Annotated in this window: 21 protein-coding genes and 1 tRNA gene; 12 read left to right on the top strand and 10 right to left on the bottom strand. The window is 42.3% G+C overall.

The annotated features are described in order from the left end of the window. Nucleotides 1-2: 2 nt before the first annotated feature. On the bottom strand, nucleotides 3-1,643 hold the full coding sequence (locus tag N8A89_RS07750; RefSeq protein WP_289645259.1) for a glycoside hydrolase family 140 protein: 1,641 nt from the start codon (nucleotides 1,641-1,643) through the stop codon (nucleotides 3-5). Between the two features lie 33 nt (nucleotides 1,644-1,676). After that, nucleotides 1,677-3,473, bottom strand: a complete 1,797-nt coding sequence (lepA, locus tag N8A89_RS07745; RefSeq protein WP_281541744.1) for a translation elongation factor 4 — start codon at nucleotides 3,471-3,473, stop codon at nucleotides 1,677-1,679. Nucleotides 3,474-3,686: 213 nt separating this feature from the next. On the opposite strand from lepA, the gene N8A89_RS07740 reads away from it, so the two are divergent. Continuing rightward, nucleotides 3,687-6,095 carry an outer membrane beta-barrel family protein gene (locus tag N8A89_RS07740; protein ID WP_281541743.1) on the top strand — a complete coding sequence of 803 codons (2,409 nt, stop codon included), beginning with the start codon at nucleotides 3,687-3,689 and terminating at the stop codon, nucleotides 6,093-6,095. Between the two features lie 96 nt (nucleotides 6,096-6,191). Further along, nucleotides 6,192-8,597 carry an outer membrane beta-barrel family protein gene (locus N8A89_RS07735; RefSeq protein ID WP_289645257.1) on the top strand — a complete coding sequence of 802 codons (2,406 nt, stop codon included), beginning with the start codon at nucleotides 6,192-6,194 and terminating at the stop codon, nucleotides 8,595-8,597. 1 nt (nucleotide 8,598) lies between these two features. On the opposite strand, the gene N8A89_RS07730 is transcribed toward N8A89_RS07735, so the two are convergent. The 4 genes from N8A89_RS07730 to N8A89_RS07715 all read right to left on the bottom strand — a co-directional run bounded on the left by N8A89_RS07730 (nucleotide 8,599) and on the right by N8A89_RS07715 (nucleotide 12,230). Next, complete coding sequence (locus tag N8A89_RS07730) at nucleotides 8,599-8,802, bottom strand: hypothetical protein (protein WP_289645255.1); 204 nt, start codon at nucleotides 8,800-8,802, stop codon at nucleotides 8,599-8,601. Nucleotides 8,803-8,996: 194 nt separating this feature from the next. Next, nucleotides 8,997-10,391: a radical SAM protein gene (locus N8A89_RS07725; RefSeq protein WP_281541740.1), complete on the bottom strand. Its 1,395-nt coding sequence runs from the start codon at nucleotides 10,389-10,391 to the stop codon at nucleotides 8,997-8,999. Beyond that, entirely contained in the window at nucleotides 10,363-11,133 is a 771-nt protein-coding gene (locus N8A89_RS07720; RefSeq protein WP_281541739.1) for a prolipoprotein diacylglyceryl transferase family protein, read from the bottom strand. Before N8A89_RS07720 ends, N8A89_RS07725 begins: the two co-directional genes overlap by 29 nt. Then, complete coding sequence (locus tag N8A89_RS07715) at nucleotides 11,121-12,230, bottom strand: TolB family protein (protein WP_289645252.1); 1,110 nt, start codon at nucleotides 12,228-12,230, stop codon at nucleotides 11,121-11,123. The genes N8A89_RS07720 and N8A89_RS07715 overlap by 13 nt, the downstream gene beginning before the upstream one ends. Before the next feature lie 128 nt (nucleotides 12,231-12,358). Here N8A89_RS07715 and N8A89_RS07710 point away from each other — a divergent pair, with 128 nt between their 5' ends. Beyond that, nucleotides 12,359-13,579 (top strand): M28 family peptidase, encoded by a 1,221-nt coding sequence (locus N8A89_RS07710; protein WP_281541738.1) that lies wholly within the window; start codon nucleotides 12,359-12,361, stop codon nucleotides 13,577-13,579. 414 nt (nucleotides 13,580-13,993) lie between these two features. On the opposite strand, the gene N8A89_RS07705 is transcribed toward N8A89_RS07710, so the two are convergent. After that, complete coding sequence (locus N8A89_RS07705; RefSeq protein ID WP_281541737.1) at nucleotides 13,994-14,284, bottom strand: GIY-YIG nuclease family protein; 291 nt, start codon at nucleotides 14,282-14,284, stop codon at nucleotides 13,994-13,996. Between the two features lie 386 nt (nucleotides 14,285-14,670). On the opposite strand from N8A89_RS07705, the gene dusB reads away from it, so the two are divergent. After that, complete coding sequence (gene dusB / locus N8A89_RS07700; RefSeq protein ID WP_281541736.1) at nucleotides 14,671-15,669, top strand: tRNA dihydrouridine synthase DusB; 999 nt, start codon at nucleotides 14,671-14,673, stop codon at nucleotides 15,667-15,669. On the opposite strand, the gene N8A89_RS07695 is transcribed toward dusB, so the two are convergent. Then, the gene (locus N8A89_RS07695; RefSeq protein ID WP_281541735.1) at nucleotides 15,661-16,875 is read right to left on the bottom strand and encodes an ABC transporter permease; all 1,215 of its coding nucleotides are present in this window, start codon (nucleotides 16,873-16,875) and stop codon (nucleotides 15,661-15,663) included. The two genes, dusB and N8A89_RS07695, sit on opposite strands and share 9 nt — an antisense overlap. A gap of 4 nt (nucleotides 16,876-16,879) precedes the next feature. Then, nucleotides 16,880-17,272: a 30S ribosome-binding factor RbfA gene (gene rbfA, locus N8A89_RS07690; protein WP_281541734.1), complete on the bottom strand. Its 393-nt coding sequence runs from the start codon at nucleotides 17,270-17,272 to the stop codon at nucleotides 16,880-16,882. Nucleotides 17,273-17,328: 56 nt separating this feature from the next. Here rbfA and mce point away from each other — a divergent pair, with 56 nt between their 5' ends. The 3 genes from mce to N8A89_RS07675 all read left to right on the top strand — a co-directional run bounded on the left by mce (nucleotide 17,329) and on the right by N8A89_RS07675 (nucleotide 18,722). Further along, nucleotides 17,329-17,733: a methylmalonyl-CoA epimerase gene (gene mce, locus N8A89_RS07685; RefSeq protein WP_281541733.1), complete on the top strand. Its 405-nt coding sequence runs from the start codon at nucleotides 17,329-17,331 to the stop codon at nucleotides 17,731-17,733. A 58-nt stretch (nucleotides 17,734-17,791) separates the two neighbouring features. Continuing rightward, nucleotides 17,792-17,865, top strand: a tRNA-Ile gene (locus tag N8A89_RS07680). 350 nt (nucleotides 17,866-18,215) lie between these two features. After that, a complete protein-coding gene (locus tag N8A89_RS07675; RefSeq protein ID WP_281541732.1) occupies nucleotides 18,216-18,722 on the top strand; it encodes a DUF4440 domain-containing protein in 507 nt (168 codons plus the stop codon). Between the two features lie 97 nt (nucleotides 18,723-18,819). On the opposite strand, the gene N8A89_RS07670 is transcribed toward N8A89_RS07675, so the two are convergent. Next, nucleotides 18,820-19,572 (bottom strand): SOS response-associated peptidase, encoded by a 753-nt coding sequence (locus tag N8A89_RS07670; protein ID WP_289645247.1) that lies wholly within the window; start codon nucleotides 19,570-19,572, stop codon nucleotides 18,820-18,822. 89 nt (nucleotides 19,573-19,661) lie between these two features. On the opposite strand from N8A89_RS07670, the gene N8A89_RS07665 reads away from it, so the two are divergent. The 5 genes from N8A89_RS07665 to N8A89_RS07645 all read left to right on the top strand — a co-directional run bounded on the left by N8A89_RS07665 (nucleotide 19,662) and on the right by N8A89_RS07645 (nucleotide 23,298). Continuing rightward, complete coding sequence (locus tag N8A89_RS07665) at nucleotides 19,662-19,940, top strand: hypothetical protein (RefSeq protein ID WP_281541731.1); 279 nt, start codon at nucleotides 19,662-19,664, stop codon at nucleotides 19,938-19,940. 85 nt (nucleotides 19,941-20,025) lie between these two features. Further along, complete coding sequence (locus N8A89_RS07660) at nucleotides 20,026-20,316, top strand: DUF2188 domain-containing protein (protein WP_281541730.1); 291 nt, start codon at nucleotides 20,026-20,028, stop codon at nucleotides 20,314-20,316. Between the two features lie 152 nt (nucleotides 20,317-20,468). Next, entirely contained in the window at nucleotides 20,469-20,948 is a 480-nt protein-coding gene (locus N8A89_RS07655) for a hypothetical protein (protein WP_281541729.1), read from the top strand. A gap of 41 nt (nucleotides 20,949-20,989) precedes the next feature. Next, nucleotides 20,990-21,442, top strand: a complete 453-nt coding sequence (locus tag N8A89_RS07650; protein WP_281541728.1) for a hypothetical protein — start codon at nucleotides 20,990-20,992, stop codon at nucleotides 21,440-21,442. Nucleotides 21,443-21,459: 17 nt separating this feature from the next. Next, nucleotides 21,460-23,298, top strand: a complete 1,839-nt coding sequence (locus tag N8A89_RS07645; protein ID WP_281541727.1) for an adenylate/guanylate cyclase domain-containing protein — start codon at nucleotides 21,460-21,462, stop codon at nucleotides 23,296-23,298.

Raw genomic sequence — 23,298 nt, 5'->3', positions numbered from 1 at the left:
CTTCAATTAATTATCAGTACCCAAGGATTTGAATCCGGAGCTGTAAACTCTTCAGAAGTTACCTTTCCAATTGCCTTCAGGTTTCCATTTTTAGGATTAATCCATGAATAGGTCAAACGTGAGGGAACATCTTTTATAGTTATTTTACCTCCGTTGTTCAGATAGGCGATATAAAGTGTTTTTTCTTTTGCTAGTAGTGGCTGTCCGTTGGCCAAGTCCCACCTTTTTTCAATATCCTTTAAGTTTAGATCTTTTAATATTTTACCGACCAATCCCACATATGTTGAACCCTCCAGGCTGAGGGCTCCCTCCCAGGACAACGGTTGATCTGTCCATGCTTCCCAACCTATTTCATCGGGAGAAACTTTCCACTGCCAAAGCGATGCTGCGCCATAAATTACTCCCATTGTCCCGCCATGCATGAGTTGCATCCATGCATCCTCTCCCTGCCACCATCCTAATCCGTTCTTTCCCGCATTCATTCCTTCGTAAGTAGGCTCACCGTTAGCGACTGCTTTTACAGGCAGGTTGTTATACATGCGCTCCACCTTATGATACAAATGCTCATTTCCATGACCTGTTTGCGCCCATTGAAAATCCAGCCAGTTTTCATCTTGATGACTTTTATTATAATGCATGCAATGCTTGGAAGGGTCGTTCTTGGCCCATTCGGCGATATAGTCGTCACACGGATTATAATGTAAACCGGTTGGTTGCTGGTAAGCGTCCCATTCTTCTAACATTGCACCACTTTCCCTTACCCCTGGATCGTTGGCATCATGATCCCCGGCAATTAACCAAATAGCTGGCTTACTCCCATATCTGGCAAGCAGATATTTGGTATACCTTACATATTCATCAGGTTGTATGTTGGTACCCAATACTTGAAGCCCTTTCCAACCAAATCCATGAAAAACAGGCTGATATACTGGAACGATTTCGCGGGACAAGAGAATGTCTATGATATCGTCATAATATTTAAAATAATCAATATTGATTTGAGTAATATGCCCTTCGGCTAAATCCCTAAAAGCCCTCTTGAATCCTTGTGCCGTATTTCTTTCATTAGGCCCATCGGCCTTTGTGTCTGGCTGAAGGGTCATCATCAGGGCTGCATTGAACCCTTTTTTTTGGCGGTCATTCGCATAGGCATGTACTTGTTCCTTAGTCGCCCTAAAGGGTATGGCCCAAGGGGTATCCGCCACTACTAGAAATGATTTTCCGGATTGATGAACCACGTTTCTATGGCCTTCGGACATCTTTAAAAGCCCTTCTTTTAAAATGGTATTGTTCTCTTGGTCAGGTACCGACTTAAATTTTCCTTTTTTATGATGCAAACCGGAATCAGAACTATTGGAGGAATAGGTTTCCCATGTCCAAATGCCATCACTATCTATCGGTGCAAATCTTACTTTCCAAATATTTTCTCCGTCCCAAAAGGCAGGTCTTTTTAGAGTATCTCCGCTTTCATTGTTGAATATGGCCCAGACATCTACGTCATTATAAGGATTCTCATAATTTGAAGTTGATTGAAGGGTTATTTCATGCGTAATCCATTCTGGTACTTTTTCCTCAACTTTCCTCTGACCTGTAAGACTCAGAAAGAAAAAAGATGCAAATAAGACTATGGATATTTGTTTCATGACAAATATATTACCAAAGAAAGGTAATAAACTTTAGTCATTTAATTTGAGGACGGCCATAAAGGCTTCCTGCGGTATCTCCACATTACCTACCTGGCGCATTCTCTTCTTACCTTTTTTCTGTTTTTCCAGTAGTTTACGCTTTCTGGAAATATCGCCACCGTAACATTTGGCAGTTACGTCTTTTCGTAAAGCTTTTATGGTTTCCCTGGAGATAATTTTTGAGCCGATAGCGGCTTGTATCGGAATATCAAACTGTTGTCTGGGAATCAGTTCCTTCAGCTTTTCACACATTTTCTTACCAATGGTGGTTGCGCTGTCAAAATGAATCAATGCCGATAGCGCGTCTACTGTTTGTCCATTGAGCAAAATATCCACTCGTACCAATTTGGAAGCTCGCATTCCTATCGGGGCGTAATCAAAAGAGGCATAGCCCCTGGAAACCGTTTTTAATCGATCATAAAAATCGAAAACAATTTCAGCTAAAGGCATATCAAAATTTAATTCTACCCGCTCTGTGGTTAAATAGGTCTGATTGGTAATCTGCCCCCTTTTTTCAATACAAAGGGACATTACGTTCCCTACAAAATCCGACTTTGTAATTATTGTGGCCTTTATGTACGGCTCTTCAACACGATCTATGGTAGATGGGTCGGGCAGGTCGCTTGGATTGTTCACCGTTAGCGGAACTTCTGGGTCTTTTCTGGTGAACGCATGGTAGCTAACGTTGGGAACCGTGGTAATGACCGTCATGTCAAATTCACGTTCCAATCGTTCCTGGATAATCTCCATATGAAGCATTCCCAAAAACCCACACCTGAAACCAAATCCCAATGCGGCACTACTTTCCGGGGTAAATACTAGCGAAGCATCATTAAGCTGTAGTTTTTCCATGGAGGATCTTAATTCCTCAAAATCTTCGGTATCCACGGGATAAATTCCCGCAAAAACCATGGGTTTTACATCCTCAAACCCTGCTATAGGGTTTTTGGTGGGATTAGCGGAATCTGTTATGGTATCCCCAACCTTTACCTCCCTAGCATCTTTGATACCTGTAATCAAATATCCCACATCGCCCGTACGAACTTCTTGTTTTGGATGTTGGGTTAATTTTAGCGTCCCCACCTCATCTGCAAAATAACTTTTATCCGTGGCCACAAACTTTATTTTCTGACCTTTTTTAATTGAGCCGTTAACTACCCTAAAGTAGGTTTCAACACCTCTGAACGGATTGTAAACGGAGTCGAAAACCAAAGCCTGTAGGGCCTCATCCGCGTTCCCTTTGGGAGGTGGAATTTGCTCAATTATGGCACTCAATATGGCCTCAATGCCAATACCTGTTTTTGCACTAGCAGGAATAACGTCTTCCGGTTTACAGCCCAAAAGGTCCACAATATCATCGGTTACCTCTTCTGGATTGGCACTGGGCAAGTCTACCTTGTTCAAGACAGGTATAATTTCTAAATCGTTTTCCAAAGCCAAATATAGGTTGGAAATTGTCTGTGCCTGTATGCTTTGAGCGGCATCCACAACCAAAAGGGCACCCTCACAGGCGGCAATGGAACGGGATACCTCATAGGAGAAATCTACATGTCCAGGAGTATCGATGAGGTTTAGGATATATTGTTCGCCCTTGTAGGTATAATCCATTTGGATAGCGTGACTCTTAATCGTAATGCCACGTTCGCGTTCCAAGTCCATACTGTCCAGCAACTGCTCTTTTTTCTCTCTTTCGGTGACTGAACCCGTAAAATCCAAAAGGCGATCGGCCAAGGTGCTTTTACCATGGTCTATATGGGCGATAATACAAAAATTTCGAATATTCTTCATAGCAATAAGGGCAAATAAAAGTGCTTTTAAAATCGGTTTTCTCAAGCCTCACCAAAAGCAATTGCAAATATAATCTAATTTCCAGCGCGATCTTAGGCGTATGTATTCAAAATAGGAATGTTTACGGTAGTGAAAGTTGCACAAACGGATTACAGGTTTTGTAAAGAAAAGCCGTATTAATTTGTTAGATTTGATGTTCAACCCAAATATGAAGTGAAGCCGCTACTACTTTTCCTCATAGTTATTTTAGGATTTTTCCAAGAGGTATCTAGTCAAACCTTTTTACTTTCTGGAGAGGTGCGCGATGAAAGAAACGAAGTTATTCCTTTTGCATCTGTTTTTTTATTGCGAACTACCGATTCCACCTTGGTCAAAGGAACTTCTGCCGATGAGTTGGGGGTGTTTACGATCCAAGATATTACCCCCAACCTCTATTTTCTTAGGGCGAGCTATATTGGTAGGACCTCGGCCAGTTTGGCCATCGATATTGCCAAGGACACTAAAATAGGTGCATTGATTATAGAACAAAAGGCAGAGGAGCTTAATGAAGTGATTGTTACCGCAAACAGACCTCAAGTAGAACGAAAAGTGGACCGTCTTATTTTTAATGTAGAGAATACCGTTCTTTCACAAAGTAGTTCTTGGGAAATTTTACAGCAAACACCGGGGGTCATTTCCATGCAGGACGAACTTCAAATACGCAACCAAGCTGCGGTGGTATATATCAACGATCGTAAGGTTCAATTATCGGCTGAGGAGATTCGTAGTCTATTGGAAAATTATCAAGGGGCGAACATCAAATCCGTAGAGGTGATTCCCAATCCGCCCTCCAATTATGATGCGGAGGGAGGAGCCGTACTTAATATTGTCACCAGCAAGAATATTTCTTTAGGATACAAAGGCAATGTTACTACCAATTATACTCAAGCGATATTTCCCAAATACAGTTTTGGCACATCACATTTTTACAAAACCAAGAAATTAAATTTAAATACCAGCTATTCCTATGTACCCAGAAAAGATTTTAAGAATACGGAGAGCATCATCAATTTTATAAACGACACAGGTATTTTTTCTCGATGGGACACTGATTTTGATAAAACGAACCGCTTTAGAACTCACAACGCAGGCCTTGTCATTGATTATGAAATTAATAAGAGGAACGAACTCAATTTCACCACAAATGCGCAATTATCTCCAGAAAGAACATATAACAATTTTCAAGACACACAAATTAGAAATACCTCTGGAGTATTGGATTCAACCTTCACCACATCCAGTTTTCTGGATGAAAACAAGAATAATATTTCGGGCGACCTTACTTTTAAACATCGCTTTAAGGAAAATGGAGGGCTAACCCTAAACGGGCACTATACACAATTTGATTTTACACGAACGCAGGATGCGAACTCTACTTATTTTGAGCCAGACGGCAACTTCATTCGAGATTTTAATTTTTTTACGGACGCCAATCAGGATATAGAAATTGTAACTGCTCAAATGGATTATACCAATCTATTGGGAACCGTAGGTGTTGAAGCGGGCATAAAGGGCTCATTTATCAATTCGGAAAGTAAGCTGGATTATTTTGACCAGAATAATGGAAGTGTTTTAGACCCGAACCTGTCCGATAACTTTCTTTATGATGAAACTGTTTATGCAGGCTACTTAAGTCTTTCCAAGGATTGGGAAAAGTGGAGTTTAAAAACTGGATTAAGAGCGGAACATACGCAAAGTTCGGGGACGTCTATTGCACTATCCACAATCAATAACTTGGAATATTTTGAGCTGTTCCCTACGTTGTACCTCTTACATAATATCCACGAGAACCATAGTGTAGCTTTTGACTATTCAAGAAAACTGACGCGACCCAGGTATGAGGACTTAAACCCCTTTAGAACATTTATTAACGAAAACATCTTCTATGAAGGCAACCCAAATTTACCTCCAAGTTTCAGCAATAATTTCAATTTAAACTATACCCTAAAGCAAGAGTTCTTCTTTGATTTTTATTATCGGGACAATGGGGAATACATCTCCACACTTTCTTTCCAGGATAACGAAAATCAAATTTTAAGGGATGTTACCCAAAATGTTTTGGAAAGTACCTCTTATGGATTCGATTTTAACTATGGGAAATCTATTTCGAACAATTGGTATCTATATAGTTATGTTTCCATTTTTCATGAAGATGAGACTTTTTTGGCCTTGGAAAGCGATGCGTTATCCGCCACCAATGAGATTGATGGACTTTATTTGGATATCACAAATTATTTAACCCTTTCCAAAGACGGCACTTTTAAAGGTGAATTGGGGCTCACCTATTTGTCCGGATTTTTACAGGGATCTTATATCATAGACGAAACCACCAATCTAACCCTAGGTTTACGCAAGTCGTTTTGGAACAGAAGAGCGCTCGTAAGTATCTCAGCTAATGATATATTGGGCAAGGCCAATAGCAGGGTCACCTCTAAGTATTTGAATCAGGACAACAACTATTTAGCCGTGCCGGAAACACAGTATGTGCGTTTTGGATTTACCTATAATTTTGGGAATTTTAGATTAGAGGATAATCAAAGAGAAATAGATAAGATTGAAAGAGATCGCTTACGTGCCGAATAGACCGCTACACCTATCCACTTTCAAATTTCACCAAACTATTTTAGATGTAGGATTATTCGGATTTTCTTTTTTATATTTAGCGCATACCTACGATGAATGAAGAGGGAACTTAGACTATTCTCAATTTTTGTGCTTTTTGTTTCCCTCACCATAGCGCAAGATTTTAAGATATCAGGAACCGTATTGGACGGCAATGAAGCGCCGCTAGTTTTTGCCAGTGTGCTGCTCCAAACAGAGGATTCGGTTCTCATCAAAGGCACTGCTACTGATGAAAAGGGTTTCTTCCAATTGGACAATATAGCGCAAGGAAATTATCTATTGGCCGCCAGTTTTATCGAAAACAGATCTGAGATTCTTCCATTATCTCTTACAGGAGATACAGATATAGGCTCACTTATTATATTGGAAAACGCCCAAGCATTGGATGAAGTGGTGGTCGCTTATAAAAAACCGACCATTGAACAGAAAGTGGACCGCTTGGTTTTCAATATTGAGAATACTGCACTCTCCGATAGTGATATTTGGAACGTGCTAAAACGTACACCAGGCGTAGTGGTAATCAAGGACGAATTAACTATTAAGGGGAGTTCCAATATTGGTATTATGATCAATGGAAGATTGGTGAACATACCACAAAGCGATATTATAAACCTGCTTTCCGGAAGTTCGGCCGGCAATGTGGAGGCCATCGAGGTGATAACAAACCCACCTGCAAAATATAGTGCAGAAGGGGGGCTGCTCATCGATATTAAAATGAAAAAAAATTTGATAGCAGGTTACAACGGTTCCCTCTATAACCGCTATACCCAAGGGGTCTTTCCAAAACATACCGTAGGTACCGATCATTTTTTCAAAGGGAAGCGGACTGATTTCTCCATAAACTATAGTTTTAGAAACGCGAAAACGATTAGCCGATTTACGGATATCACCAATTTCTTTGAGGATAGTACCGTTGATGAAGTTTGGAGTGCTGAACAAAGCGCGGTAACCAGAAGAAAACAACACAACGTTAGCGCTTTTCTGGATTTTGAACTTAATGATAAGAATACCATCAGTTTGTCCACGATAAATACGCTGACCCCATCCGTTAATAGGTTTTATGATTCCGAGACCGTAATAACCGATACGAACGGGACCTTGATTTCAAGCTTTGACACGACCAATGATTCCGATTATGATTTGTACAATACTTCCATTTACTTGGACTGGGCACATCGATTGGATAAAAAAGGTGCGGAAATCGCTTTTAACACCCACTATACCAACTATGAATATGACCGGGGACAGTTGTTAAATACCGATTTTTTTGATGCCGATGGGACCTTGACCGGTGAGAATGATTTCACTACTCAGTCTGGACAACTAACGGGATTGTTCAGCATCCAACTGGATTATAGCACACCTGTGGGAAAATCGAGCGAATTAGAAGCAGGGTTGCGCTATGCCGCTATTAATTCCGACAACACCATTTCTCAGGAGGGTTTCGATAGGAATCAGCCGGGAATAAACCCAACCGAAACGGGAGTTTTTTCCTATGATGAGGATATATCTGCAGCTTACATAAGTTTTAATAGCGGCTGGAATAATTGGGAAATAAAAATGGGTTTAAGAGCCGAATATACTGAAACCATAGGTCTTTTGGATACCGAGGAGGTGGCTACAGAAAATAACTATTTGGAGTTTTTTCCATCGTTTTCTTTGAGGCACACGCTAAATACAAAGCATAGTTTTGGCTTAAACTATTATCGTAGGATTACTAGACCGCGCTATAATAGGTTGAACCCTTTCCAATATTTTCAGACCAATAATTCGGTCGTAGAGGGCAATCCGAATTTGCTGCCTTCTACCCGCAACTACATTTCCTTGGGATATACCTTTGACAAGGCGTATAATCTGGAATTCTTTTTCGGGGAACGAAAAAATCAGTATTTACAACAAGTCTTTCAAGATAATGACTCCAATCTTCTTCGTTTTATAAGCACCAATCTAGGATTGAGTAGAAGTTATGGGGCCGATTTTTCGCTGAATAAAGAAATAACCGACTTTTGGAATACTTTTTTCCTGGTCAGTTATTTTTATGAAATCAATGAGTTTACCGATTTGGGTTCAGGAGCACAATTGAACAACGATGTCTGGACGGGACACATTCGTACCACTAACAGTTTTACTTTTTTAAGTGACAAATCCCTGTTCGCCGATTTAACGTTTACGTATTTCTCTCCTACTGTAAATGGGAATTCCCGTCAGGATTCCTATAATCAGTTAGGCTTCGCACTTAGAAAGACCATCTGGAACAAGAATGCAAGCATTTCTTTGGAGGTTGAAGACATTTTCAACCAAGGAAACTTATTCAATACCAGGCGCTATCTTAATCAGGACAACACCTCCTCGTTCAGGCCTGAAAATAGATTGTTGATTTTAGGATTTCGGTATAAGTTTGGAAACACAAGGATAAGGGACAATAAAAAGAGAAAGCGTGTGGACGAACGCAATAGGATTTAAATCAATACCCGCCAAGCATCGCACCACAGATACCCAGGCTAACCAATAGGTAGACTCCGGCAAGAATACAAAAAACCTTACCGGCCGTTTTTTTCTTTTTTAGAATTAAAATAATGCCAGTTAACAACAAAAGGGCCGGTGGCCCCAGCATGACCAGAAATATTAAAACTACGAGCCCGTCTAAATTCCCTACCTCTAAAATCATTGTACTATCAATCTTTAGTTAATGAAGGCTGAAATTAGCCATCATAATCCCACAAGTACCTAGGCTTATCAGCAAATAGACCCCGGCCAAAATGAACATAATTTTTGCTTTTTTCTTCTCTAGCTTGTTTTTAAAAACAATACCGAGGACGAGAAATAATAAGGCCGGCCCAAACATCAATAAGAGAATTAGTATCATACTATCTCATTTTGAAGTTTAACCAAATGCTCAATTTTATCGTCCCTATAAAACAAGTTCATCGTTTCAAACGGGATAATTTTATAATCCTTGTTCACGATATGTACGCAGGATTTTTTAATTGCCCTGACATCAAAATTATGGGCATCAATAAATTGCATGATAATGATACGGAACAAATTATCATAACCCAATTCTGGCGCATCAATTTCCGGTAAGCAGCACATGATGCTTTTTAGGTTTTCAGATGCTTTTTCAACAGAATTCCCAGTACTGAACAGCTCGATCATTTTTCCATGTAACTGTTCGTCCTGCTCATAGATAATGGTGTTCTTCCCTTCGTTCAACAAATCGTCCGGGTTGATGTATCGTGTTAGAGGGCTTACCTCATCCCCCAATTTTAGGGCATATGCCATTACCAGCGCATCAGGATTGCAGGGCACGGGAATAAGATCGTCCGCTTCAAAAATTGGGGATTGTTCCAGTATCTTACGCCGTACTTCCGTGAGTGTAATTCTATTTTCATCTACCTCAAAATTCTCCAATCTTCCAGCAATCTGTGTAGGTTGGAAAGTAACCCCTCGAACGCATTTTTGTTTCAGTGCAAAATCGATGGTCTCCCCCATGTCATGGTCGTTCAATCCTTTTTGTAGGGTCACCACTAAAGTGGTAGATAAGTTGAGCCTGTTAAGGTGCTCCAACGCTTTTAGTCTTATTTCGGCCAGATCCGCACCGCGCAAAGTTTGCAATACGCTATTGTCTAACGAATCAAATTGCAGGTATATCTCAAAATCCGGGGCATAGGAAGCTAATCGCTCAGCAAAGGCGAAATCCTTGGCAATTTTTATTCCGTTGGTGTTCAGCATCAAATGCCGTATGGGTAAGGATTTGGCATAATCCATAATCTCAAAAAACTGGGGATGTATCGTCGGTTCCCCACCGCTGAGCTGCACTACATCTGGCTCTCCCTCGTTTTTCACGATGACGTCCAACATCTTTTTGACCTCCTCTAAGGTACGATGACGCCCATAGGTGGGAGAAGACCCCGCATAGCAGGTGGGGCAAGTCAAATTACAACGATCCGTAAGCTCCACAACGGTAAGGCACGAATGCTGTTCGTGGTCTGGACATAGACCGCAATCGTAAGGACAGCCGTAATGTGTTTTGGTGTTGAAGGTTTTTGGATATTCAGAAGCCTTATTATAGTTCCGAATGTTCTTGTAGTACTCAATGTCGTCTGCGATCAAAACTTTGGAGCGCCCGTGTTCCCTACAATTCTTGAGCATGTATACCTTGTCATTTTCAAAGACGATTTTGGCGTCTACGCGGCGCAGGCAATCTGGACAAAGGCTTAGCGTAAAATCATAATAGGTGTAATTTTTTTCTGGCATAGGCAGTTCCTTGTAGGATAGTTTTAGAATAGTAGACGAAACAAATTAAGCATAAATATTGGATGCTACTCAGCCCTAGAATTAAAAAAGTATTGGGTTTCAAGAATTCGATTACGAACCGAAACCCAAAGTAGGAGAGCATGAAAATCTTGAAATACATGCCGCTTTCCAAACGATTTGGGCGTTGTTGCAATCGTTTTATGAAAAAGAATAGAATAATCAGAAAAACCACTTCATACAGGGCTATGGGATGTCTAACTAAACCATCTCCCAAATCCATTCCAAGGAAAAAACCGGTTGTTTTCCCATAAGTGAATTCCTTGATGCCCGCTAAAAAACATCCGATACGTCCAATGATAATCCCCAGTATGATCGGCAGCGTAAACAAATCCCCGGAGGAATGCTTTTCTCCGATAATCTTTTTTGCAAGTTCCACGCCCAATAGACCACCAAATAGGCCTCCCATAATAGTTTTATTGTTCAAGATGGCTAGCCATCCCTGTTCGTAGTGTAAAGCGGGATTTTCTAAAAAAGCCACTACTCTGGAAAATAGTAGCGCACCAAAAATGGCCCCAATAATTATGGATAGCCGATTGTTGGAAGAAATAACGTCATCATTTTTTCTGCGCAGTACAATGTAATATCTGAAGGCTACAAAGAATGCCAAGTACTCCAGCACTAAATGCAGGTTGACCTTTACGCCAAACAAAATAGGTTCAAACGGAAGTGCTATTCCTGCCATTCGGCGATGAACAAATTTGTATCACGCGTACCTCCGTTATTCCGGTTACTGGAAAAGGCCAAATACTTCCCGTCGTTAGAAAATACCGGGAATGCATCAAAAGTTTCGCCATGGGTAACCCGCTCAAGGTTCTTCCCATCGATATCAATAAAATAGAGGTTAAAAGGGAAGCCTTTTTCAGCTTCATAATTACTGCTAAACAATATTTTCTTTCCAGAGGGATGAAAGAAAGGACTCCAATTCGCATTTCCCAAAAAGGTCAATTGTTTCAAATCGGACCCATCGGCATTGCAAATAAACAACTCCATTTCCGTGGGTTCCACCAGACCCTCTGCCAATAGGTCTTTGTACTTTTTTATGGCCTCAGGGGTCTTGGGCCGGGATGCCCTAAAAATTAATTTGGTGCCATCCGGAGAAAAAAATGCGCCCCCGTCATAGCCCAGCTCATTGGTGATCTGTTTTACGTCAGAACCGTCAAGATTCATGGTATAAAGCTCTAAATCGCCACTTCGGGTGGAGGTGAAAACAATCTTATCCCCTTTTGGAGATACCGTCGCTTCTGCATCGTACCCGGGCAAATCGGTTAACTGAGCGGTAATGTTTCCTTCTAGGTCGGACACAAAAATGTCAAACGAATCATAGACGGGCCAGACATAGTTGCCATTTTTACGCAAGGGCACCTCGGGACACTCGGCATCTGCCAAATGGGTGGAACCGTATACAAAATGCTTGTTGTCCGGCAAGAAATAGGCACAGGTGGTTCTACCCATCCCCGTGCTCACCATGGGAGGAATAGTATCCGCAAAACTATCGGTAACGTTCATTAGGAACATTTGATCGCACTCCATGCCCCAATCGGCATTGTTGGATTGAAAGATCATCTGTTTATCATCCCAGCTCCAATACGCCTCCGCATTATCTCCGCCGAAAGTGATTTGACGAATGGATTTGAAATATTTCTCCTCGGGATAAATCAAGGTATCCGTACCCGCCATCAGGGAAGCTTTTTTTTCGGTCTCGGGGGACGTATTTTTTTTGGATTCGTTCTTGCAATGGGTAAAAAGAAACAAAACGGCTAATAGGGTTAAAATTCTCATGCGATGTTTATTTTATTGAACGCCCACTTTAAATCCGATTTACGACCTCGAATCGGAACGCTGAATTAACCCTGATAATGTTCAGGGCTTATTTAAGTATTATCTTCGTATTGATAATTACAAATATCATGAATAGAACTGTTTTTTACCTACTTATCACATTATTTATATCCTGTAAATCAGAAAAACAAAAATCAATTTCCCTAGAGGAGGATATTGCATATTTGGCCAGTGATAGCCTCCAAGGTAGGGAAACCGGTACCGAATATGAGCTAAAAGCCGCGATGTACATTAAGAAACGTATGGAAGGCATTGGTTTAGCTCCCAAGGGTAACGCAGGCACTTACTTTCAAACCTTCACCTTTAAGCCCAAAACCGACCCGCACACGGAAATTGAATTCGTAAACGGGGACAGTACCATAACGGGAACCAATGTAATTGGCTATGTGGATAACCAAGCCGATAAAACGGTTATCATCGGCGCCCATTACGATCATTTGGGATTGGGAGGCGAAGGCTCTTTATACGCAGAGGGGGACGCCGTTCATAATGGCGCCGATGACAATGCGAGCGGGGTGGGCATTCTACTGCAACTGGCAGAAAGGTTAAAGGACTCTCTAAAAGGAAGTAATTATTTGTTCCTTGCTTTTTCAGGGGAAGAGATGGGACTTTTGGGCAGCAATTATTTTACTAAAAATCCGACCATAGATTTACCAAAGGCCAGCTATATGTTGAATATGGATATGGTGGGGAGGCTGCGTGACGATAATACTTTGTCCATTAGCGGAGTAGGTACGTCCCCTATTTGGAACCAAGTGCTGAATTCAAATAATTCCGATTTCAAGTTGGTGCTGAGCGAATCTGGAATGGGCCCTTCGGACCATACTTCCTTTTACCTACAGGACATACCTGCCTTGCACTTTTTCACGGGTCAACATTCGGATTACCATAAACCTTCTGACGATTCGGAAAAACTGAATTACGATGGTATGCGAATGATCGAGGAATATATAACCCATATCATCTCCGAATTGGATGATGATGCCAAACTAGCGTTTCGAACCACCAAAAATGAAAGCGAGGATGTTCCGCGTTTTAAAGTGGCTCTCGGTGTAATGCCCGATTATCTTTTTGATGGGAAAGGCATGCGGATAGACGGCGTTACGGAAGGCAGACCGGCAGCTGCGGCCGGACTCCAAAAAGGCGATGTCGTTATACAGTTGGGCGATAGTCTCGTCACCGATATGATGAGCTACATGCGGGCCCTTTCGGTATTCGAGGAAGGTAACACCACTGAAGTCACGGTGGATAGGAATGGGGAGAAAATATCGGCGGAAATAAAGTTTTAGGATATTGTCAGTTCGAGTGCTTAGCAATAGGCGAAGTGCATCGATAACCATTTGAAAAACAAAAACTTCTCGATACAATTTTTCTCCTGCGTCGAAAAACCACTCGAAGTGACAACGGATTACTATTTAGTTCTTTAGAATGTCACTTCGAGAGCTACGCCGCAGGTGTAGTGTGTTGAGACCGTTTCAACCATGAAAGCTTCTTGAGATAGTTTTTCTCCCGTATCTAAAAACAATTCGAAATGGCAACGGAATACTATTTAGGTTTTAAAAAACCTAACCTCACATTTCTTCAGAATGTCAGTTCGAGTGCTTCGCCAGAGGCGAAGTGTATCGAGAACTAGGTATGACATACACGCTTCTTGACACCACTTGTCTCCTATGTCGACAAACTACACCAAGTGACACCATAAATCACGAGAACTTTTTCTTGGCAAGATTTGGCAACTTATCGAACTGACCTGAGATTAGGGCCTGTTTCTTAGCTCTTGACCATTTTTTGATTTGTTTTTCTGTAGCGATAGCAACAGCTGCCTCCGTGAATTCACAATAAAATACAAGTTTCAGTGGTCCACGTGAAGCGGTATAACTGTTTGGATAGGCACCAATATTATGTGAGGCTAACCTTTTCTCCATATCCGACGTTATACCCGTATAATAAGTACCATCGGAACACTCAAGGATATAAACATAGAACAGCTTCATTTGATTAAACTAATAAAAATCTTTGTACTTTCTAGCACACTGTCAGTTCGAGTGCTACGCAGCACGTGTAGTGTATCGAGAACCGTTTGGAGCAAGAAAACTTCTCGATACAATTTTTCTCCAATGTTGAAAAACCACTCGAAGTGACAACAGGTAGCTATTTAACTCTTAAAAAAACGAAACCTTTACATTTCTTCAGAATGTCAGTTCGAGCGCTTCACAATAGGCGAAGTGTATCGAGAACAAATTGCTTCTTCGACTCTTCTTGAAAACATTTTTTTCATCCGTTGAAAAACTACTCGAAATAACAACGGAGTGCTATTAACTTCTTTAAAACCCTTCATTCCATTTTTTCTTAACTTTGCAATCCAAAATCAATAAGGTCCGTGCCTAAAATAGGAGACATAAAATTACCGGAATTCCCTTTGCTTCTCGCCCCTATGGAAGACGTGAGCGACCCACCTTTTCGTGCGCTTTGCAAAGAGCAAGGGGCGGACGTGGTGTATACCGAGTTTATTTCCTCGGAAGGCTTAATAAGGGATGCTGCCAAAAGTGTAATGAAGCTGGATATCTATGAAAAAGAACGTCCGGTGGGGATACAGATTTTTGGCGCTAACCTGGATTCCATGTTGCAATCCGTGGAGATTGTGGAAAAATCCAATCCGGATATCATCGATATTAATTTCGGATGTCCCGTTAAGAAAGTGGTATCCAAAGGCGCCGGCGCCGGAATTTTAAAAGACATCGATTTAATGGTTTCGCTTACCGAGGCCATGGTGAAACATACCAAATTACCCATTACGGTAAAGACGCGTCTGGGGTGGGACGAGCATTCCATTAAAATTGTAGAAGTGGCGGAGCGGCTGCAAGACGTAGGATGTAAGGCCATAGCCATCCACGGCAGGACCAGGGCACAGATGTACAAGGGCAAAGCTAATTGGGAACCTATTGCTGCGGTGAAGAATAACCCTAGAATGCACATTCCGGTTTTTGGAAATGGGGATGTAGATTCGCCCGAAGCGGCTATGAGGATGCGGGACGAATACGGCTTGGACGGTGCCATGATCGGACGTGCCAGTATTGGTTATCCCTGGTTTTTTAGAGAGGTAAAACATTATTTTGAAACGGGCACCTATTTAGAGCTACCGACTATGCCAGAGCGGGTGGAGGCTGCACGGCGACATTTGCAAATGGCCATAGATTGGAAAGGGGAAACCTTGGGCGTATTTGAAACCCGCAGACACTATACCAATTACTTCAAAGGCATCCCCAATTTTAAGGAGTACCGTATGAAAATGGTGACCAGCGATGATTCCGCCAGCGTTTTTAATGCTTTTGACGAGGTACTGGAAAAGTTCGGGGACCACCAGTTTAGTCTAGTGTAGGGAAATCAGTTTTTTATTGATGCGGCTACTGGCAATTTTAGAGGCGATAACGCCCAGCACTACAATAGTGGCCAATACCAAAAAGACGTTCATAATTTTAAATTCTACCGGATAGGCCAAGGATGGGGTTATACGTAGCCACCCAAAGGTGGTTTGCGACCATATCAAAAGCGAACCCAACAAGACCCCGATGATGCCACCCATACTCGTAACCAAAATCCCCTGCATAAAATAGATGGAGCGTAGTTCTTTAATGGTAGTTCCAAAACTGTATAGCGTTTTGGAATTCTGCTGTTTGTCCAAGATCATCATGATAATGGCGCCAACTACATTGAACAGGGCGATGATCAAGACCAGCGTAAAGATGAGGTACGTGGCCAAATTTTCGGTGTTCAACATCTTATAGAGTGTACTGTTCAGCTCTTCCCTGTTTTTTAGAACGATGGATTCCCCTAAGACCGCTTTAATGTCCGCTCTTACGGTCAGGGCATCGGCATCCTCTTTCAGTTTAAAATTGATGCCGGAAATTTGGTTCTCCTTCTTTTCGAGCAAAGCTTGTACCAAGGGCAAATCGGCAAAAACATATTTGTTGTCCAAATCGGCCTCCACCGCGTAAACCCCTCCAATGACCATGGGTAATTGGTTGTACAATGAATTGGAACTGCCCATACTCTGGGAGATGGAACCCGTTCCTGGTTTCACCGCGTAGATTTGCAACGGACTTCTAAATTGGTTGATGGTGACACCAAGAATATTGGCAATCCCGATTCCGGAAACGACCTGCTGCTCGTTAATGGTCCAATCTCCCAAATACAGGATACTGTCCACTTTTATGGACTTTACATAGTTGGAGTCAATTCCCTTGATATAGGCAATGTGATTTTTACCTCGGTGTTCCAGATAAACCTTTTCCTCAATTTCTTTGGAATAAATAGCCAAGCCTGATATTTCACTGAGTTGCTTCTCCTGTTCAGGGGTTATTTCAAAAAACTTTCCCGTTGCAGGCAGTGCTTTGAGTTCCGGGTCAAAAGAATTGGTAAAGGAGAGGCTAAAGGTTTTTAAGCCAGCAAAACCAGAAAGCACGATGAACAGGGCCGCGGAACCGATGACAATGACCAGAAAAGTGATAAAATTAATGATGTTTACCGCGTTCTGGCTGCTTTTAGAACGTACATACCTTTTGGCAATGTAGAGCGGAAAATTCAAGAGATTAGGACTTTTTACGTTTGGGCAATAAATCCCTGTTTTCGATAGGGTTTTCCTTTTCTTTCAAAGAGCTTTCTATTTTTTCGATATAGTCCAAGGAATCGTCCAAAAAGAACAATAATTCCGGAACCCTACGGAGTTGATTACGCGTGCGTTGCGCCAATTCGTGTTTAATCAACGGCTGGTTGGATTTTATCCCCTCCATCAGTTCCTTTGCCTTGTCCGTAGGGAAGATGCTTACGTATACCTTGGCAATGGATAAGTCTGTAGTAACGGAAACCTTGGAAACGGAAATCAGCGTACCCCTAAGCCCACCTTCCAATGCCGCTTTTTGCAGGATATCTACAATATCCTTTTGAATTACCCCACCTATTTTTCGTTGTCGTTGCGTTTCCATGCTACAAAAATACGCAGTAATACTGTATCTTCGGTAGTGACAGAAATATATTCGGCGTGAAGAAAATAGAACATTTGGGAATTGTGGTCAAAAACATGGAAGCGTCCAATCTTTTGTTCGAGAAGTTATTGGGCGCGGCACCTTACAAACAGGAAGAAGTAGCTTCCGAGGGAGTAAGGACTTCGTTCTTTAAGAACGGGCCTAACAAAATTGAGCTTTTGGAGGCCTTGGACGATAATAGCCCCATTGCTAAATTTTTAGAGAAAAAGGGCGAAGGCATCCACCATGTGGCTTTTGAGGTAGACGATATTGTGGCGGAAATCACCCGGCTAAAAGCAGAGGGTTTTACGGTGTTGAACGAAACGCCCAAAAGCGGTGCGGACAATAAATTGGTAGCTTTTGTACATCCCAAGACGGCCAATGGAGTGCTCGTTGAGCTTTGCCAGGAAATACGGAAGTAGGTGTTGTTTTGCTTGTATCGATTAAAAATAAATAGTAATATTGCATCCGCAATTTGCGGGTCCTATAGCTCAGCTGGTTAGAGCACCTGACTCATAATCAGGGGGTCCCTGGTTCGAGCCCAGGTGGGACCACACAGTGGTTGAAAAGTCTTAGCGAAAGCTAGGACTTTTTTTGTGGAACAAACCCTGGGCGAGAAGTTCATGCCGAGCGTAGTCGAGGTAAGCCAATGTAAGTCCACGAAGAGAAGTCGAAAGGCTTTTTTTGTTTCAAAGATTGACAAAGAATAGGGGAAAACACCTCCTTCTCGATCATTAATTAGGCACTTACGGACACTCATTCCTATCGTTCGTCCGCGGCAGGCCCATTGCCGGTATTAAAAAGGATACCTTTAAGGGCCTTCCCCGTGGGACGGTATCAATTAACCGGAACAACCTTGAGAGGCCAGGAAAACCAATCATTTCTTAAACTAAAACTTAAAATCATGAAAAAACTCATTCTATTAGGGGGCTTTTTGGCTCTTGTGGCGTTCACATTTACAGCCTGTGAAACGGCAGAAAAACCGGTACCGTTGGATATGGATGCGGTAAGGGCAGAAATACAGGCTATGGAAGATGCCTATGCTGCCGGTGAAAAAGCCAAAGATGCCGATGCCGTGGCCGCCTATTACAGCGAGAATGCCATCAGTTATAGTCGCAACGACCAGCCTGCTAAAGGCAGGGCAGAGATACGTGCAAATATTGCCGAAAATATTGCGAAGGATACTACGGGCAATTATAATGTATACAAACTGGTAGACCTATTTGCCGAAGGCGATACCGCATTGGAAATTGGGTCATGGACAGAATATAACGAGGAGGGCACGGCCCTTGAAAACGGGTATTATATGTCGTATTTTGAAAAAATAGAGGGCAATTATAAATGTGTGAGGGATATGACGGTAACCACAAAACCGGTCGCCGCAACTATGAGCGCTGACGAGGCTATGTAAGTTGAGATGATGGTACGACAATTAGGGTAATTAGCCAGGAGTTTGCAAGGTGCAGGCTCCTTTTTCTTTTTCGCCTCATGGTTTGGTTCTGACTAAATCAATATTCAATGGACAGTTCCTCATAGTCTACCTTTTCAATAATGTCCGGTCTATCTCCTTCTCCACCTCTTTTATAAAGGTCCTTGCTAATGGGGTAGGCCTTGATGTGTTCGTCCACCAAATCATCCGCCATAACCTCCATGACCTCATCTTCTTGTAGTGTATCGTCCAGCCAAACATCAATGTCGTCATCCTGTAAGATGACCGGTCGTCTAAATTTTTTATTGTGAATTTTCGCGAACAACGGGGTGGCCTCTTTGGTGAGGATGGTAAAGGTTACCATTTTATCTTTGGTAACGGCATAGATACCGGCAAGGTTAAACGGCGTGTCGTTCTTTCTATGGAAGTAAAAGGGGATTTTAAAATCCTTCCCGTTTTTTTTGGCCGTATGCGGCTCGTAAAAACCGTCCACTGGAATGATACACCTTCGCGTTAGGGCACTGTTCCTGTAGTTGTTGGAATCAAAGAGCTTTTCGGAACGCGCGTTTAGGCCAGAACCGTATCGGATGGTTTCCTTGTAGTAGTCTTTGGCTTCGGACCCCAGTTTATAATGGGGAATCAATCCCCACATAACGGGTATCATAGTGCCTTTTTTCTCCTGCGGAATAATCCACATATGCGGGTGTGAAAACCCGTTGGCATAGTTGTAAACGAGCTCCTTGTCCTTGGGGAGGTCCCCGTACAGTTTCTCTACATTGTAGAACAGCTCCAACTGTTGGGCCGTTCTTACCACTCGGGTTCCGTAGCACATAATATTGCGTTTGTTCTAAAATACTCAAAAACTGTTAAAGTGTGGAACGGCATTCCTCAAATATCTATATTTGGTATAATTCCATAAATATGGAATATATCCATAAAATGAAAGACGTTGTTTATAGAAATTATGACCGGTACGCTATAAAGCATTTGCTTATGGAAATTGGCGCACATGCCATGCGCATGGAGTGTGAGCGGAAATTCCTGACCTTCCCCAAACGATTGGGGCTTTTCTTTTTGGAGCAGAACGATTTCTGTACTTTTTTACGGTACAACTACCCCCAAAAAGGAATCATAAGCATAATGAAAATAGACCGGTGGGAATTACCGGAAAAAGGTTGGGAGCGGGTGAAGCTCCAATAATTAGGCACCGTAATTTCCATAGATGGCGACCTTGGGGGATACTACGACAAAAGTAGTATCTTGGGCAGCATAACGTAACCACAGTATGGCCGGAAACAAGACTTCCAAATCTTGGATAAACATTTTGATTGAACTGGTAGAGGTCTTTTTTAAGAGCTCTCGAGCCAATGACCGACCCAGAACCTGGCACCAACATGTAGTGCCCCACGAAAAAGGTTGGGCGGTACGCCGCGAAGGCAACCAACGCATCACCTCTACCCACAGATTACAAGAAACGGCCATACGGAAAGCGAAGCGACTCGCCAGAAAGAAACAGGCCGATGTCATCATCCACAGAGCGGATGGGACCATCCGCGACCGGCTAAGTAATTTCTAAAAGTTCTATGTACCATGGCTAACTATTATATTATCCGGCATAAATATTTAGAACGCAACAGTTTAAGGGATTATTGGATTTTATTTTCTACCTTCAACAAGGTTATCTTTTGAACATGGATAACACATAACAACCAAACTAAACTAATGATTATGAAAACGACTAGAAACATCGCGCTGCTTTTTGCCCTGCTAAGTTATGGGCTTGTTAGCGCACAAGAGCCAACGGTTAGAATTACCCTTACCGTAGACACCAATGCCCTTGGCGACGATCGTAAGGCTCCCGGGGGCTGCACGTACACCGTTGTCCCAGCTGACCGGATCGTTATAAACGACCCCAACGACCCCAAAGCCTTTACCATTCAAGTTAACGAGTCTGACGTAATCGAATGGCAAGGTATCACCACTACAGGTGGGGATGTACGTATGAAAAAAATCAACTTTATAAAAGGGACCCAAATTTTTGACTCGAACCCCGTAAGAGGGCGCAATAGTAATGGCAAGGAAAAGATTAAGGCCAAACCCAATAGAAGAACACCTCCCGGCAAAGACTTTGAATATAGTATAACCTTTAAACCGGATGGTTTCCAAACGTACCAAATTGACCCCAGGATTAGGGTTGGAACGCAATAAGAAATTAACCAGCTTATGATTCCCTTTTTTAGGGTAGGGTTATGAAACACAAAATCAACATACAATTTTTTTTGGTGCTACTTCTAGGCCTTTGGATGCTTCAGGGGCAAGCCCAGACGCTACACGAAGTGGTACTTACGGTAGATGCTATAAAACCGAACAGTGAAGCGAACCTTTCTTTTAGTGCAGGCAGTACTACTACCGTAATCGAAAAGGCCACTGGGAAGCGATTTGCAATTTGGGCAGATGTCGGCGATTCCGTGTTATGGAAGGCCAAGGCCGCCGGTGAATCCCAAGTACCTGTGCATGTGGTTGGTGTCAATTATCGTAGTGGCCCACGTATTTTTAGTTCCAATACCTTAACCGGTAAAAGTACCGTTAAGGCCACCATTATTCGTGGAGGCAAGGAAGATTATGTCTACGAGCTCCAATACTCCCTTGGTTCGGATACCAAGTTGTATCAGGTTACCGCCGTAATCAAGACCAAAAAATAGCGATCAAAGCTTTTTATATGAAGTTATTTTTAGAATGTAAGCGTTGGGCAAAAGCAATGCTATTGCTGAGCCTAATGGTAAAGGGTACTCTCGGTTTTGGTCAAAATGAATCGCTTGCCGATAGCTTGATACAGCTCTATGAATCTGGAAATTATGACTCGGCGCTACAGCTTAAAATTTTATCGGATATTGTCAATAATCTCCCAGATCCCGATCGTATTTTACTGTATAGCGATTCGTTGATGATGGAAGCCGTACGGCAAGATTCCACCAAGTATATATTCAAGTCGCACTTACAGACCGGTAACGCTTTACAACAAAAAGGAAATCTGAGCGGCGCCTTGGACAGTTATTATAAGGCTGTGGAAATTGCAGATAGAAATTCCGAAAAAAAACAGTTGGCCATCATGTATACGGCCATTGCGGCAGTTTACGCCGGCATGGATAATCGGAAAAATGTGAGACAATACTATGCCGATGCCATTGCTATTTTTAGAACGGAACAAGACACCTTGAACTATGCCATTGCCATGGAAAACTTAGGGGATACCTATTTGGAGTGGTCCAAACCGGATTCCGCGTTGCTGTACTTCAACCAATCTGGCCCAATATTCGAAAAATTGGAAAATAAACTTGCCTTGGCCTATAATCTTGGGAATAAGGGCCTGGCCTTTGCCCAGCAGGGAAGACCCACCAAAGCGGAGGAGAATATTGCGGAGGCCATTGCCATACTGGAGGAGTTAGGGGATTACTGGCCCATCACCACCTACCTTACCTACATGTCCGATATTTATGCGGACAAGGAAGACTGGGACGGTGCTTTCGATTATTCCTTGCGTTCTTTGGAGTTGGCCAAGCAGTATGGCTTAAAAGCCCAAATAAGCAGTGCCTATTTAAAGTTATCTGAATTGTATGAACGTACCGGCTATGCCAGTGCGGCTTTGAATTATTACCGCAAGTATATTGCTTTTAGGGACAGCGTTGTGAATATTACGGCCGTACAGCAAATGGCAGACATCCGTAGAAAGTCTGAAATTGGACAAAAGCAAGCGGAAATAGACTTGGCCAACCAACAAAAGCAGACCCAAAAAATCATTACCATCGCTACGGGCATTGCTTTATTTTTAATTGCCTTATTGGCGTTTGGACTCTATAGGCGAGCTGTCTTTACCAAGCGCACCAAGGCCATCATAGAACGCGAAATGGCACGATCGGAAGCATTGTTGGTCAATATCCTACCAGTGGAAACGGCAAAGGAATTAAAGGAGCATGGGAAAGTCAAGGCCAAGAAGTTTGAATCCGTCACGGTATTGTTCACAGATTTTGAGGCCTTTACCGCACATTCTGAACATGTAGACCCTGAACTCTTGGTCAGTAGGTTGGGCTATTATTTTTCCGCCTTTGACGATATCATAGAAAAGCATGGATTGGAAAAGATCAAAACCATTGGGGATGCGTATATGTGTGCCGGGGGCTTGCCATTTCCAATAGCGGACCATGCCATAAAAACAGTCAACGCAGCGTTAGAGATCCTTAGCTTTGTAGAAGAGGTAAAGGCTAAAAATGAAACAAGTTTTTCTTTTAGTGTTCGTATCGGCCTTAATACAGGGCCGGTTGTTGCAGGGGTTGTAGGGAGTAAAAAATTCTCCTATGATATTTGGGGCGATACGGTAAACGTGGCTTCCCGAATGGAAACCTTTTCAGACTCGGGGAGGATCAACATAAGTCACAACACGTATCTTTTGGTTAAGGATGTTTTTGACTGTGAATACAGAGGAAAGGTAGAAGTAAAGAATAGAGGCATTCTAAAGATGTACTTTGTCAAAGGACCCCGAAAAGAAAAATCAAATGTATAA

Origin of the sequence: Maribacter aestuarii (assembly GCF_027474845.2) — a bacterium.
Classification (GTDB): Bacteria; Bacteroidota; Bacteroidia; order Flavobacteriales; family Flavobacteriaceae; genus Maribacter; species Maribacter aestuarii.
Note: the sequence above shows the minus strand (reverse complement) of the source record. Positions and strands in the feature narration are given on the sequence as shown.

Bases quoted from the DNA above. Each gene is read 5' to 3' on its own strand.
- N8A89_RS07750 (WP_289645259.1), bottom strand. From the start codon at position 1,643: ATGAAACAAATATCCATAGTCTTATTTGCATCTTTTTTCTTTCTGAGT.
- lepA (WP_281541744.1), bottom strand. From the start codon at position 3,473: ATGAAGAATATTCGAAATTTTTGTATTATCGCCCATATAGACCATGGT.
- N8A89_RS07735 (WP_289645257.1), top strand. From the start codon at position 6,192: ATGAAGAGGGAACTTAGACTATTCTCAATTTTTGTGCTTTTTGTTTCC.
- N8A89_RS07730 (WP_289645255.1), bottom strand. From the start codon at position 8,802: ATGATTTTAGAGGTAGGGAATTTAGACGGGCTCGTAGTTTTAATATTT.
- N8A89_RS07725 (WP_281541740.1), bottom strand. From the start codon at position 10,391: ATGCCAGAAAAAAATTACACCTATTATGATTTTACGCTAAGCCTTTGT.
- N8A89_RS07720 (WP_281541739.1), bottom strand. From the start codon at position 11,133: ATGGCAGGAATAGCACTTCCGTTTGAACCTATTTTGTTTGGCGTAAAG.
- N8A89_RS07715 (WP_289645252.1), bottom strand. From the start codon at position 12,230: ATGAGAATTTTAACCCTATTAGCCGTTTTGTTTCTTTTTACCCATTGC.
- N8A89_RS07710 (WP_281541738.1), top strand. From the start codon at position 12,359: ATGAATAGAACTGTTTTTTACCTACTTATCACATTATTTATATCCTGT.
- N8A89_RS07705 (WP_281541737.1), bottom strand. From the start codon at position 14,284: ATGAAGCTGTTCTATGTTTATATCCTTGAGTGTTCCGATGGTACTTAT.
- rbfA (WP_281541734.1), bottom strand. From the start codon at position 17,272: ATGGAAACGCAACGACAACGAAAAATAGGTGGGGTAATTCAAAAGGAT.
- N8A89_RS07675 (WP_281541732.1), top strand. From the start codon at position 18,216: ATGAAAAAACTCATTCTATTAGGGGGCTTTTTGGCTCTTGTGGCGTTC.
- N8A89_RS07670 (WP_289645247.1), bottom strand. From the start codon at position 19,572: ATGTGCTACGGAACCCGAGTGGTAAGAACGGCCCAACAGTTGGAGCTG.
- N8A89_RS07665 (WP_281541731.1), top strand. From the start codon at position 19,662: ATGGAATATATCCATAAAATGAAAGACGTTGTTTATAGAAATTATGAC.
- N8A89_RS07660 (WP_281541730.1), top strand. From the start codon at position 20,026: ATGGCCGGAAACAAGACTTCCAAATCTTGGATAAACATTTTGATTGAA.
- N8A89_RS07655 (WP_281541729.1), top strand. From the start codon at position 20,469: ATGAAAACGACTAGAAACATCGCGCTGCTTTTTGCCCTGCTAAGTTAT.
- N8A89_RS07650 (WP_281541728.1), top strand. From the start codon at position 20,990: ATGAAACACAAAATCAACATACAATTTTTTTTGGTGCTACTTCTAGGC.
- N8A89_RS07645 (WP_281541727.1), top strand. From the start codon at position 21,460: ATGAAGTTATTTTTAGAATGTAAGCGTTGGGCAAAAGCAATGCTATTG.